General features: G+C 74.7%; 11 protein-coding genes. 9 read left to right on the plus strand and 2 right to left on the minus strand.

Features of this window, described 5'->3' with window-relative positions:
* Nucleotides 1-32 precede the first annotated feature (32 nt).
* Nucleotides 33-3998, minus strand: a complete 3966-nt coding sequence (gene eccCa, locus ABIH81_RS05350) for a type VII secretion protein EccCa (RefSeq protein ID WP_349879287.1) — start codon at nt 3996-3998, stop codon at nt 33-35.
* A 169-nt stretch (nt 3999-4167) separates the two neighbouring features.
* Between eccCa and eccD the strand changes: the two genes are divergently transcribed.
* Nucleotides 4168-5565, plus strand: coding sequence for a type VII secretion integral membrane protein EccD (gene eccD, locus ABIH81_RS05355; RefSeq protein ID WP_349879288.1), 1398 nt, complete (start codon nt 4168-4170; stop codon nt 5563-5565).
* Here eccD and ABIH81_RS05360 read toward each other — a convergent pair.
* Nucleotides 5549-6721, minus strand: a complete 1173-nt coding sequence (locus tag ABIH81_RS05360) for a type VII secretion protein EccE (protein ID WP_349879289.1) — start codon at nt 6719-6721, stop codon at nt 5549-5551. The genes eccD and ABIH81_RS05360 overlap by 17 nt on opposite strands.
* 162 nt (nt 6722-6883) lie before the next feature.
* On the opposite strand from ABIH81_RS05360, the gene eccB reads away from it, so the two are divergent.
* The 8 genes from eccB to ABIH81_RS05400 all read left to right on the plus strand — a co-directional run bounded on the left by eccB (nt 6884) and on the right by ABIH81_RS05400 (nt 13395).
* The gene (eccB, locus tag ABIH81_RS05365; RefSeq protein WP_349879290.1) at nt 6884-8353 is read left to right on the plus strand and encodes a type VII secretion protein EccB; all 1470 of its coding nucleotides are present in this window, start codon (nt 6884-6886) and stop codon (nt 8351-8353) included.
* Nucleotides 8354-8502: 149 nt separating this feature from the next.
* Nucleotides 8503-8841: a hypothetical protein gene (locus ABIH81_RS05370; protein WP_230651192.1), complete on the plus strand. Its 339-nt coding sequence runs from the start codon at nt 8503-8505 to the stop codon at nt 8839-8841.
* The gene (locus ABIH81_RS05375; protein ID WP_349879291.1) at nt 8834-10120 is read left to right on the plus strand and encodes a WXG100 family type VII secretion target; all 1287 of its coding nucleotides are present in this window, start codon (nt 8834-8836) and stop codon (nt 10118-10120) included. The genes ABIH81_RS05370 and ABIH81_RS05375 overlap by 8 nt, the downstream gene beginning before the upstream one ends.
* A 160-nt stretch (nt 10121-10280) precedes the next feature.
* Entirely contained in the window at nt 10281-10679 is a 399-nt protein-coding gene (locus ABIH81_RS05380; RefSeq protein ID WP_349879292.1) for a hypothetical protein, read from the plus strand.
* A 157-nt stretch (nt 10680-10836) separates the two neighbouring features.
* Complete coding sequence (locus ABIH81_RS05385; RefSeq protein ID WP_349879293.1) at nt 10837-11667, plus strand: hypothetical protein; 831 nt, start codon at nt 10837-10839, stop codon at nt 11665-11667.
* Nucleotides 11668-11856: 189 nt separating this feature from the next.
* Entirely contained in the window at nt 11857-12192 is a 336-nt protein-coding gene (locus ABIH81_RS05390) for a YkvA family protein (RefSeq protein ID WP_349879294.1), read from the plus strand.
* A 31-nt stretch (nt 12193-12223) separates the two neighbouring features.
* A complete protein-coding gene (locus ABIH81_RS05395) occupies nt 12224-12637 on the plus strand; it encodes a pyridoxamine 5'-phosphate oxidase family protein (protein ID WP_349879295.1) in 414 nt (137 codons plus the stop codon).
* A gap of 146 nt (nt 12638-12783) precedes the next feature.
* On the plus strand, nt 12784-13395 hold the full coding sequence (locus ABIH81_RS05400; protein ID WP_349879296.1) for a C39 family peptidase: 612 nt from the start codon (nt 12784-12786) through the stop codon (nt 13393-13395).
* Nucleotides 13396-13479: the final 84 nt, after the last annotated feature.

A 13479-nucleotide genomic window follows, 5' to 3' on the forward strand; every position in this document is an offset into this window, starting at 1 on the left:
CTACCGGACCGGGCCGCTCGCCGTCCGTCCCGTCAGGCCGGTTCGGTCCACGCGGTCTGGATCAGCTGCTGGCCGTCGCGGCGGCGGACGAGCGTGCCCCGGCCCGGCGGCTGCGGGGTCGGCCGCAGGTTGCCGAAGACCGCTCCCTCCTCCCGGCTGCCGGACATCAGCAGGCCCGGCGAGTCCAGCTCGCGCAGGCGTTGCAGCACCGGCTCGTACAGCGCCCGGGCCACACCGCCGACCCGGCGCGTGATGATCAGGTGCAGGCCGATGTCCCGCGCCTGCGGCAGCAGCTCGTGCAGCGCGCTCAGCGGGTTGCTGCCGCCGGAGGCGACCAGGTCGTAGTCGTCCACCAGGATGTACAGGTCCGGGCCCTTCCACCAGCTCCGGTCGCGCAGCTGCGCGGTGGTCACGTCCGGGCCGGGCAGCCGGTTCTGCAACGCGCTGCGGATCGAGCCGAGCCCCTGGCTGAACACCTGGTTCGACGGCGCGTAGTCGAGCAGGTGGTCACCCTCGACCGCGCCCAGCAGGCCACGCCGGTAGTCGGCGATGACCAGCCGCGCCTGGGCCGGGGTGTACCGCTCGGCGATGCCCTGGGCGATCAGCCGCAGCAGGTTGGTCTTGCCGCACTCGGCGTCGCCGAACACGGTCAGGTGCGGCTCGCCGGCCAGGTCCAGGTAGACCGGGGCGAGCGCCGACTCGTTGACGCCGATCGGGATGCCCGGGGCGGACCGGTCGACCACCTTCGCCAGCTCGGTGACGGCCAGCTTGCGCGGCAGCAGCCGGACCTTCGGCGCCGGCTGCCCCGGCCAGTTCGCCGCGACGTGACCGGCGAGCGCCACCGACGCCTCGGTCAGATCCTCGATGTCGCGCTTGCCGTCGATCCGCGAGATCGCGGTCAGGAAGTGCAGCTTGTCCCGGGTCAGGCCGCGGCCGGGCGCGCCCACCGGCACGTTCTGCGCGGCCCGCCGGTCGATCTCCGACTCGGACGGGTCACCGAGCCGCAGCTCCAGCTTGGTGCCGAGCAGATCCCGCATGTTGATCCGGATCTCCGCCCAGCGCACCGCCGTGATCACCACGTGGACGCCGAAGCCGAGGCCCCGGTTCGCCAGGTTCGTGATCGTCTGCTCCAGCTCCTCGTACTCCTGGCGCAGGGTGTTCCAGCCGTCCACCACGAGGAAGACGTCACCGAACGGGTCGTCGGCGAACTCACCGGCCGCCCGGCGGCGCCGGTAGCTCGCCACCGAGTCGATGCCGTGCTGGGTGAACCGGTTCTCCCGCTCGTCGATCACGGCGACCACCTCGGCCACCGTCCGCCGGACCGCCTCGACGTCCCGCCGGCCCGCGACACCCGAGGTGTGCGGCAGCCCGTCCAGGCTGCGCAACGCGCCGCCGCCGAAGTCCAGGCAGAAGAACTGCACCTCGCGCGGCGTGTGGGTGAGCGCCAGCGAGGCCAGCATCGAGCGCAGCATGGTGCTCTTGCCGCTCAGCGACGCCCCGACGATCACCACGTTGCCGCCGGCCCCGGCCAGGTCGACCATCATCGGGTCGCGGCGCTGCTCGTACGGCCGGTCCACGATGCCCACCGGCACGGCGAGCCGGCCACGGCCCGGCCAGTCGGCGGTGGTCAGGCCGTACGTCGGGTGCACGCTCAGCTTGGGCAGCAGCTCGGCCAGCCCGGACGGCTCAGCCAGCGGCGGCAGCCACACCTGGTGCGCCGGCTTGCCCCGGCCCTTGAGCTGGTCGATCAGCACGTCCAGCATCGCCACGGCCTTGCCGTCGCCGCTCTGCTCCGGCTCCGGGGCGGCCTCGGCGGGGCTCGGCTGGGCCGGCACCGGCACGTAGTCGATGCCGTACGGGACGATCCGGCGCTGCACCTGCGCCCGGGTGGAGCGCTGCACCTGCCCCGGCGCCCGGTACGGGCCGGACACGTAGGCGGCCCGGAACCGCAGCATGGTCGCGGTGTCCGTCTTCAGGTAGCCGTGACCGGGCGCGCTGGGCAGCTCGTACGCGTCCGGCACGCCGAGCACGATCCGGCTCTCCACCGCCGAGAACGTGCGCAGACCGATCCGGTACGACAGGTGCGTGTCCAGGCCGCGCAGCTTGCCCTCCTCCAGCCGCTGCGAGGCGAGCAGCAGGTGCACGCCGAGCGACCGGCCGAGGCGGCCGATCATCACGAACAGGTCGATGAAGTCCGGCTTGGCGGCCAGCAGCTCGGAGAACTCGTCACAGATGATCAGCAGGCTGGGCATCGGCTCCAGCGGCTCACCGGCGGCCCGCGCCTTCTCGTAGTCGTACCGGGAGACGTAGTTGCCCGCCGCCCGCAGCACCTCCTGCCGGCGGTTCATCTCACCGGCCAGCGCGTCGCGCATACGGTCGACCAGCGGCAGCTCGTCGGAGAGGTTGGTGATCACCGCGCTGGTGTGCGGCAACGCGTCCAGCGACGCGAAGGTGGCGCCGCCCTTGAAGTCGACGAGGACGAAGTTCAGCTCCTCCGACGAGTGCGTCACCGCGAGCGCCGCGACCACCGTACGCAGCAGCTCGCTCTTGCCGGAACCGGTCGCGCCGATCACCAGGCCGTGCGGGCCCATGCCCTCGTGCGCGGACTCCTTGAAGTCCAGCTCCACCACGTTGCCGTCCGGTCCCAGGCCGAGCGGGATGCGCAGCCGGTCGCGGTGGCTGCGCGGACGCCAGGTCTGCCGCGTGTCCACCGTGGCCGCGTCGCCGACACCGAGCAGGTCGGGCAGCTCCATGCTCCGGGCCAGCGGCTCCTCGGTGCTGGCGCCCTGCTGCTGGGAGAGCCGGAACGGGGCGATCTGCCGGGCCAGCCCCTCGGCCCCGCTCAGGGACAGCCGGTCCGGCCGGCCGAGCCGCGAGGTGGCGGTGCCGCGGACCAGGTCGAGCCCGGTGCCGTCACCGGCGTCCAGGCAGAGCAGCCAGCGCCCGGCGTCGCGGGGGACCGCGCCGGACAGGTCGAACACGGTCGTGCCGAGCAGGCCCGGCCCGGTCAGCGCGCAGGTCGCCGAGACCTCACCGCCGTCCAGCACCACCACCACGTGCGGCGCGGTGGTCAGCGGCTTCGCCTCCGGCGCGAACCGGGGCCGCCCGCCCAGGTCCTGGGCCAGCGCGGTCTCCGCCTCGTCCAGCGCGGCGAACACCATCCGGCGCGCGCCCGCCGCGTCCGTACGCCCCGGGTGCTGGGCGTGCGGCAGCCACTTCACCCAGTCCCAGGCCGCCTGCCGGTCCGGCGCGGCCACCACGACCACCAGGAGATCCTCCGGGGCGTGGAACGTGACGAGCTGGCCCAGCGCGGCCCGGGTCAGGTCCAGCACCGGCTCCCGGTCGCCGCGCAACGCGATCCGGCTGAACGCGCGCAGCGACAGCGCGGTCGGCAGGTCCGGCACGCTGGAGTGGGCCCGGACGAACCGGCGCAGCGCGATCGCGCTCATCGGTTCCAGATCCTCCACCGGCTTGGTCTCCGGCGGCACGATCTCCACCGCCAGCCGCTGCGGGCCGAGCGCGATCCGCACCTCGCCGAAGTCGTCCTCGGTGATCCGCCGCTCCCAGAGCCGGCGGGAGGCGGCGATCGACCAGAGCGCGTCCGGCTCCGGGTGCCGCCAGGTCATCGCGGCGCGCTGCTGCTCGGCCGCCCGCCGGGTGCGCTTGCGCATCTGCGCGAGATAACGCATGTAGTCGCGCCGCTGGGCGTTCAGCTCGGCCTTGTCGTTGCCGCCGTTGCCGAGCGTGCCGATCGCCATGCCCAGCATGGACACACCGAACAGGCCACCGGCGACGTACGTCATCATGCCGCCGCCCCGGCCGGCGTAGAGGAACGCCATCGCGCCGACGCCGCAGAGCATCGGCAGGATCATCAGCACCTGGCCCATGCCCTTGGCCTGCGGCTCCGGCAGCTCGGGCGGGGATTCCAGCAGCACCTCGCCGCGCGGCAGCGCGGGCCCCGGTTGACGCGGAAGTCGGCGGAACACCACCGTACTCACGGCTCTCCCCTCCCCAGAAGTGGCCCTGATCGTGGTCTGCCACCGCCGGTGAGCGTCGGGTGGGCAACCTGTGCGACCGCCATCGTAGGTAATCTCCCGGTGGCGTCGTGGACCCGTGGGGGCGACGCCGACGGCCCAGCGGATCGTATGCGAGCACGAGGAGGCCACTGTGGCGACGAAGACGGCGACCGGTGGGCTGAGCCGGATCACCATCGTGGCGCCGCGTACCAGGATGGATCTGGCGCTGCCGTCCGACGTGCCGCTCGCCGATCTGCTTCCCACGTTGCTGCGGTACGCGGGCGAGGACCTGGCCGACGAGGGCGTGCGGCACGGCGGCTGGGCCCTGTCCCGGCTCGGCGGTCAGCCGCTCGACGGCGGCCGGACCGCCGCGCAGCTCGGCGTACGCGACGGCGAGGTGCTCTACTTCAACCCGCGCGCCGCGACCGCCCCCGAGATCGTCTTCGACGACGTGGTGGACGCGGTCGCCACCTCCACCACCCAGCGGGCGGGCGCCTGGCAGGTCGGGACCACGCGGGTGTTCGCGGTCCTGCTGGCCGCGTCGGCGCTCGCCGCGGGCGCGGTGGCGGCGCTGCTCACCGGCCCGCCGCAGCTACCGGGCGCGGCGGCCGCGTTCGTGGTCGCGGTGGCGCTGCTGGTCGGCGCCGCGGTGCTGTCCCGTGCCGGCGGCGACAGCCGTACCGGCGCGGTGCTGGCCCTGGTCGGGGTCGGTTACGCGGGCGTCGGCGGCCTGCTGGTACTCGCCGGGGACCGGACGCTCGGCGAGCTGGCCAGTCCGCACGTCCTGCTCGCCGGCACCGCCGTGGTGGTCTTCGGCGCGATCGCCGCGCTCGCCGTCGGCGACCGCCTGCCGCTGTTCCTCGGCGCGGTGGGCGTGGGCGCGGCGGTCGGCCTCGGCGCGGTGCTCAGCCTGGCCTTCGGCATCGGCGCGGCGGCCTCCGCGGCGGTGGTCGCGACGGTCGCGTTCGGCGCGCTGCCCGCGCTGCCGATGCTCGCCTACCGCCTGGCCCGGCTGCCGGTGCCGTCCATCCCCACCGGCCCGGACGACCTCAAGACCGACACCGAGTCGGTGGACGGGCCGTCGGTGCTGCGCAACAGCGAGCGCGCCGATGCGTTCCTCACCGGTCTGCTCTGGACCGTCTCGCTGCTGGTGCTCGGCGGCGAGGTGGTGCTGGCCGGGAACGGCCGGCTCCCGGCGGTCCTGCTCTGCCTGGTGCTGGCGCTGCTGTCGCTGCTGCGGGCACGCCCGTTCCTCAGCCGCGCCCAGCGCACGCCGGTGCTGCTGTCCGGCACCGTCGGCCTGGGGCTGGTCGCCGCCGCCACGTTCGCCGCCGGCTCGCTGGCGGTACGCCTCGGGCTGATCCTGGGCGGTCTGGCCGTGGTGGCCGTGATCAGCCTGGTCTACGGCCTGACCGTGGCCGGCAAGCGGATCTCCCCGGTCTGGGGCCGGACCCTGGACATCGTCGAGATCCTGCTGATCATCGCGCTGGTGCCGCTGGCCGTCTGGGTCTGCGGCGCGTACGGCTGGATCGTCAACCTTCGACCGTGACGGTCCCCATGGCGGTGCCGACCGGCGCGGTGGCGTAGACGCCGGGGCCGTGCTGGCCGTCCAGCGGGCGGGCCGGCACGCCCGCGCGCCGGGCCATCTCCCGGACCGCCTTCACCAGCGCCTCGGCGTGCCCGTCCATGGCCGCCACCCGCAGCAGCGGCGGCACCCGCCGGCCGCCCGGGAGCACCACCGCGGCGACCGTGTGCGAGGGCGCGGAGGTGGCGGTGACCGCGTCCACCAGCGCGCCGAGCGAGCCGTTGGGGCGTACCCGCAGGGCCAGGCAGCGCTGCGTCCAGCCGCCCCCGCGCAGGCTGGTCCACGTCTCCACCGGGGACTCCGGCGCCAGGTCGAGCCCGGCTCCGGACACCACCGCCGCGTGCAGCTCGTTGCGGTCGAGCACCCGGTGACCGAGGCCGGCGGCGTTGAGTGCCTTGCCGAGCCGGCCCACCCCGGCCGCCACCGTGCGGTGCACGCCGGGCAGGCCGCCGCCCCGGCTCACCGCCTCGGCCCGCGCGTCGGACACCGACAGTCGCAGCGCCACCCACACGGTCCGGTACGCCGACGGCGGCGCGCCGGGCGCCGGGTACCAGACCAGGGTGTGCGAGACGACCTGGGTCTGGGTGACCGGGCCGGAGAAGTCGGCGAGCACCGCGAGCGCGCGGTCCACCACCGCCGCCTCGATCGAGCCGGCGGGCGCGCCGGGACGGCCGGTCAGCGCCAGGGCGGCGAACCAGCCCCGGTCGTCCTGCCCGATGCCGAGCCGGGTGCCGCGCTCGGTCAGCTCCACCACCGTCAGCTCCGGGGCGAGCGCGGCCAGCCTCGGGTCACCACCGGGCGCCGCGCCCCGGGCCCGGTCGCGGCGCCGGCGCAGCCGGCGGCGGAGCATCAGATCCTCGTACCACCAGCGGCCGCCCCGGCGCGCGAACGCCGCGACCACCGCCAGCACCGCCAGGACGGCGACCACCCCGAGCAGCCACGCCGGGCCGGCGGTGGCGAACCAGACCGCGAGCGCGGCGCACTCCACCACCACGAGCTGCCCGACCACGACCGGGCCGAGCCGTCCCCGGCGGCGCTTGTCGGCCGGGGTGACCGGCCGGTCCGGCGGTACGGCGGGAACGGTGGCGGTACGACCGGGTGGCGCCTGGAGCTGCGTCATCGGTGTGCGTCCCTTCTGGACATCCTGGGCATCCGCCGGGCGGGTGCGGTCGTTCGGGCGGCGGACGGGGTCCGGCGCACCCCCGACGGCCCCTTATCGTAGGGAAGCCCGCGGCGCTGTTCGGACCTGTCGCCGTGGACCCACCCCCGCCGGAGGTTAGTCATGCGGACCCGCCGCGATCAGGTGCAGGCGTACCGCTTCGTCACCCGCCGCATCGTCTCGGCGCTGCTCTCCGGTGATCCGGAGACCAACGACCTGCCGATGCGCCGCCTCGGCATGGCGGTGTTCGGCAGCGTCATCGCGGCGGCCGTGGTGCTCGGCGGCGTGGGCGCGTACGGGCAGCTCACCAGCAATTCCGCGCCGCTGGAGCCGAACACGCTGGTGATCGAGCGGGAGACCGGCGCGACGTACTACTTCGGCGAGGACGAGGTGCTGCGCCCGACGCTCAACTACGCCTCGGCGCGGCTGATCGTCAACGACGCCGCGGCGCAGCCGCGCACCATGTCCCAGGCGTCGATCAAGGACCGTCCACGCGGGCGGCTGGTCGGCATCGTGGGCGCCCCGGACGACCTGCCGGATCGCAAGTCACTGGTCGGGCTCCCCTGGTCGGTGTGCGACGTGCCGGATCCGAACGACCCGCAGCGCTCCACCACGCACCTGGTGATCGACCGCGCGCTGCCCGGCGGCACGGCACTCACCGACCGGGCCGTGGTGGTGCGGACCAGCGACGCCCGTTACCTGCTCACCGGCGGTTCCCGGCTGCGGGTCGCCGGTGACGAGCAGGCGCTGGTGGCGTTGAAGATGGCCGGCGCGACGAACCTGACCGTCGGGCAGCAACTGCTGAACGCGGTGCCGGTCGGGCCGGTGCTGCGCAAGCCGGCGATCGCCGGGGACGGCGACGCGAGCGGGCTCACAGTGGCCGACCGGCCGGCCCGGATCGGCCAGGTCTACCAGGCCGCCGGCCAGTACTACGTGCTCACCCGGCAGGGCCTGGCGACCGTCCGCGAGGTCACCGCGCTGCTGCTGCTCGGCAGCGGCGGTGAGGTGACGCAGATCACTCCGGACGAGGCGGGCCGGCTCCTCACCGACCAGCGCCTGGACGCGGACGGCCTGCCGGCCCGGCTGCCGACGTTGCACGAGGTCCGTCCGGGGCGGACGGTGCTCTGCGCCACCTACCGGCCCGGCCCGGCCGGTCAGCCGCCGATCACCACGCTGGAGGTCTTCGACTCCCCGCCGGCCGAGCTGACCTCGGCGACCGCGATGCCGGCCCGGCAGGGCGCCCGGGACGCGGTACGCACCGCCGAGAACGTGCTGCTGCCCGGCGGCAAGGGCGTGCTGGTGCAGGCCACGGCCGGGGAGAGCGGCAAGGCGGCGGCCGGTTCGACGGTCTACCTGATGACCGCCCAGGGCATCCGCTATCCGCTCGGCACCGCCGGGGGCGACGCGAAGAGCGCGCTCGGGTACGGCGACGTGACGCCGCTGGCCGTACCCGCCTCGCTGCTGGCGCTGGTGCCGACCGGCCCGACGCTGTCCCGCGAGGACGCGATGACCTACTTCGATGCGTCGACACCCCCGGGCGCCACCGCGACGCCCTCGGCCGGTGGCGCGGCGACGCAGGTCCAGGGCGGTTGACCGGTCGTCACCGGATCCGAAGTGGAGGAACTCCGTCACGGGTCGCCCGGGTTGGCTCGCTTCGACTAACCTGAGTACGGCGAACGGTTATCGACGATGACTACGGGGATGCAGCCATGACGGGGCGCACGACAGTAGACGTACTGTCCTTGGAGGACTTTCACCAGCGGCTCGAACGGCGCCTGCACGAGGCGGAGTCGGTGTTGCGCAAGCTCAACACCCAGATGCAGTGCCGCCCGCCGGCCCTCGGCACGTTCACCGACGCGACCGACAACGCACGTCGCTACTCCGAGACCCACCAGAGCTACGTCAACCACGTCGACCGGCTGCGCCGGGCGATCCTGGCCGCCCGCGAGGCGACCCACAAGATCATGACGAACTACAAGACCGCCGAGGCCCGCAACGCCGCCGCCGCGGCCGACATCGCCGCCGCCCTCTCCGGGCTGAACGAGGCGATGAAGCAGCCGAAGGAGGACCCGCGTGTCTGAGTACACCCGGCGCTACGAGCACGTCAGTCACGAGGAGCTCTACCAGGGCGTCAACGCCGGTGACCCGAAGCAGATCGAGGCGCTCAGCGCCCAGTGGACCTCCCTGAAGGGCACGCTCGACGATCTCGGCCGCGACCTGACCGCCGACCTGGACGCGCTTGCGAAGACCTGGACCGGCGACGCCGCGCGCGAGTTCCACCGCCGGCTGGACATGGTCGTCCGCTACTCCGGCAACCTCGCCGAGGGCATGACCGGCATCCGGCAGGGCCTCGACATGATGTCCAGCGAGCTGCGCGCCGCGCAGTCCAAGGCGGAGAGCCCGGAGAAGACCGACGACAACGACAAGCTGCTCTCCGGCGCCGGTAAGGGCTTCCTGATCGGTGGCGCCCCGGGCGCGGTGATCGGCGGGATCGTCGGCCACCAGCAGGACAAGGCCGAGCAGGAGAAGGCGCACCAGCGGATGGTGCAGGTCGTGGCGAAGCTCGCCGAGGGCTACGACTTCTCGGCGTACGGCCGGATCGTCGTGCCGGACCCGCCGGAGACCGAGCTGCCCGACCAGCCCGGCAACGGTGACCCGACGCTGCAGAACGGGCCGTCGGTGAAGACGCCGTCGTCCGGCCCGAGCCTGGGCAGCTCCGGCCCGGGCGCGAACGCCACCGCCACCACGTCGGGCGTGCACCACACCGCCCCGACCGGCGGCACGCCGGGCGAGGGCACGCCGGGTGCGGGCACTCCGGGCGGCCAGCCGGGCGCGGGCGCTCCGGGATCGGTGCCGGCCGGCGGCATCGTCGACCCGACCGGCACCTCGCTCGCCGGCGCCGCTCCGCTGACCAGCACCGCCGGCGGTCCGACGATCGGCGGCGGCCCGGGCTTCGGTCCCGGCGGCGGTGGCCCGACGACGATGAGCGCCGGCGGTCCCGGAGGCGGGCTCTACGGCGCCCCCGGCGTCCTGAGCACCGGCTCGCTGGCCGGCACCGGCGCCAACTCGGCGTCGGCGGCTCGCCTCGGCGGCATGCCCGGCGCGGACAACCGCTCCGCCGCCGGCACCGGCCGGCTCACCTCCGGTCGCGGTCTCGTGGTCGACGCCGGGAGCAAGTCCGCCGAGCGCACCGGCGGCGCCACCGGGCGGCCCGCGATGGCCGGCCGCAGCGGCGTGCTGGGCGGGCGCGGCGGCCACGGCGACGACGAGTCCGACGGCCGGCTGACCTGGCTCACCGAGGACGAGATGGTCTGGGGCGACGGCGACGCCGCCCCGCCGCCGGTGCTCGGCGCCAACTGACACGGCATCCACGCGACGGCGCGGCGCCCCGGCCGGGGTGCCGCGCCGTCGCGCGTCGGGCCCCGCGTGGGTCTCCGTCCACACCGACCCGTGGGGTGGCTCACGTAAACCGCAAGATCCTTGAGCTGCGAGATCCTCGGCCGACCGATAGGTTGAAACGGTGCTGCCCGTAGCGTTCGCCCCGTCCACCTGGACGGCGACGCTGCGCCGGATCGCCCGCACGGCTGTCGCCGGCCTGGTGCTGATCGCCGGCCTCCAGGGCATCGCCGCCGCACCCGCGCACGCCGCCCCGGCCTCGCGCGCCGCCGTCGCCTCGCACGCCGTCGCGACTGAGCACGTCGCGGCGATCAGGCACGTCGCCGCCGTCGAGCACGCCGCGACGCGGCAGGCGGCCGACGCCCCGACCGCCGCCCTGCGGACCACCGGTCCCGGCGCCGGCCCGGCCGTCACCGCTACCCCTTCCGCCGACTCCGCCGGGCGCGTCCCCGGCGTCGAGGTCGTCGCCGCCGCCGACCCCGGCCGGGCGGAGATCGCCCGTCGCGGTCCACCGCGCGCCTGACCGGGCGCCCTTCCGGTACGCCCCGGCGCGGCCCCACGGGCCGCACGCCTCGCGCCCTGCCGCGCGTCCCGTCGCGTCTGAAGTCACGACGCGCACCCGCCCGGACGTCCGGGCCACAACCGTTGATCGTCCTTCGTTCCACCACGAGGTGCTGGTGATGCAGACCGTCTTCTCCACCGTCCTGCCCGACATGCCCGCGGCCGCCGTGATCTGGCTGGTCCTGCTCGCCGTGGCCGCGACAGTGGTCGCCGCGCTGATCGTCCGCCCGTCCCGGTTCCGTTCGGAACTGGTCGACCGCATCAGTGACGCCGCCCGGCCGAGCAGCATCGAACGCGCCGAGCGAGCCCGCGTACGGGACCGCGAGCAGTTCCGCTACGCCGACGAGGTGGCGGTGGCGGCCTCCCGTGCGACGGCGACCGCCGAGCGCAGCCGCGCCGAGTGGCTGACCGCCCAGGAGGCGGCCGAGGCCGCCTGGCAGGCGTACCAGGCGGCCGAGGAGGACGTCCGCCGCCTGACCGCCGCCGCGGCGCTGCCGCTGCCCCGGACCGCCAAGACCCCGGCCGAGTACGCCGACCGGGAGCGCTGGCTGCACCGGGCCGCGATGGACGCCCAGTGGCGCGACGAGATCACGGTGCGGCAGCTCAGCGACATCCTCGGCGGCAACGGCTGGGATCCGAGCCGGCACCCGGTGGAGCAGGAACTGCTGCTGCGCCGGCTGGTCCGGGACAACATGGCGGCCCGGCACCGGGCCGCCACGCAGCGGGAGCAGGCTGCCTGGCAGACCGCCGAGCGGGCCGCGGCGGCGGCGCAGAGCCTGCGCGACGAGGCGTTCGCGGCGCTGCATCCGGTCGCCGAGCCACCGACCGCGCTCTCCATCGTGGGTTTCGCCGGACCGGAGACCACCCGGGAACTGCCGGTCGGCACGGTCGCCGACGTCACCCGGGAGCTGCCGCCGGTGGCTCGCGGCCGGGCGGCCGTCGCGACCTGAGCCGGCTCCGCGCTGCATGCCTTCCGAGCGATATGACTGAGAAGCATATTTATGCCTCTCAGTCATATGCGTTCCCGGGAGTCATCTCCCGGCGGCGGCTACGGCGAGTAGCGGACGCTTTCCCGAGCGGGGCGGGGTCAAGGACCGCGCCCGCGGGCGGCCCGGGCGCGGCTCGGCTAGCGTGGTGGCGTGTCCCGTGAAGCCTGGGTGCTGGTCGTCCTCGCCGCCGTCCTCGCGGCGGCCATGCTGGCCGGGGCGGTGCTGCTCGCCATCCGGGTGGTCCGCACCCGCCGCATGCTCGGCGCGCTCGGCGCCGGCGGCAAGGTCGCGTTCTACGGCGCGCTGATCTACACGATCCTGCCGGTGGACCTGCTGCCCGACCCGATCTACCTGGACGACATGGGCGTGCTGGCCGGCGCGCTGTTCTACCTGGGCCGGCTGGTCGCCAAGCACCGCGCCGAGCAGCGGGCCGCCGGGGAGTCCCCGGTGGCGACGTTGCCGCCCGGCACGGCGCCGCGCCGCTGAGGCGTCACCGGTACGCGAGCGAGGAGACGACATGGCGGGACGGCACCGGTTGGATCCGCACGACGAACGGGTGGCCCGTTTCTTCGCGGACCGGCACCTCGCCACGCTCACCACACCGCGTGCCGACGGCACCCCGCACGTCGTACCCGTGGGGGTGACCTTCGACCCGGCGGCCGGGCTGGCCCGGGTGATCACCTCAGCCGGGTCGGCCAAGGCCCGGCACGTCGCGGCGGCCGGGCCGGACGGCGTCCCGGTCGCGGTGTGCCAGGTCGACGGCCGCTGGTGGCTGACCGTGGAGGGCCGGGCGGTGCTGCGCCGTGACCCGGAGTCGGTGGCCGAGGCCGAGCGCCGGTACGCCGAGCGGTATCGCACGCCGCGTCCGAATCCCGCGCGGGTCGTCATCGAGATCGCGGTGACCGGGCTCCTGGGAAGCCTCCCCGGCTGAGGCGTCTGTCCGGTTCCGCGGTGGCCCCGGTCACGCCCGGAAATGGGCTGCCGCGGCAGGGCGGTTGAACTCTCCATACGCCGAGCGCCACTCCTGGTGCCGCGTCTCCCGTACGGAGCCGACGACCCCCGAATGGAGCCTCGACCATGAACCCGATCATCCGTAAGTGTGTGCTGTCCGTCGCCGGTCTGGCCGCGGCCGGCAGTGCCATCGCCGGTCCGGCCGCCGCCGCCCACGCCGCCCCGGTCAAGGGCAAGGGTGACCGCACCGCCGACTACGAGTACCAGGCGCAGCCCAACTTCTTCTACTGCGGTCCCGCCTCGACCCGGATCGCGCTGTCGGCCGAAGGCAAGGACGTGAGCCAGGACGAGCTGGCCGCCAAGCTGGGTACCACCGAGAACGGCACCGACTCGGCCATCGACATCACCCGGGTGCTCAACGAGTACACCGGTGGCAAGTACCGGACCACCGAGATCCGCGACGACGTGGCCACCCGGGAGCAGGTCGAACGCCTGCGCGCGGACATCCGTAGCGCCGTGGACGACGACCGGCCGGTGGTGGCGAACATCCTGGGCGGTGCCCGGGACATCGACGGGGTGGAGCACAGCTACCCCGGCCACTACGTGACTGTCGTGCGGTACGAGGGCGACGGCGACCGGGTGCTGATCGCCGACCCGGCCCGGCCGGACGAGCCGACGTACTGGATGGACGTGGCCGAGCTGGCCAACTGGATCGCCGGCCGGGGTTACAGCTCCTGACCCGCGACCCCTGACGAACGGGCCGGTCTCCCCTGTGGAGGCCGGCCCGACGCCGCAGCGGCCACGCTCCCCCGCCGCTGCGCC

This window comes from Micromonospora sp. HUAS YX12, from assembly GCF_040215685.1.
GTDB lineage: Bacteria > Actinomycetota > Actinomycetes > Mycobacteriales > Micromonosporaceae > Micromonospora > Micromonospora tulbaghiae.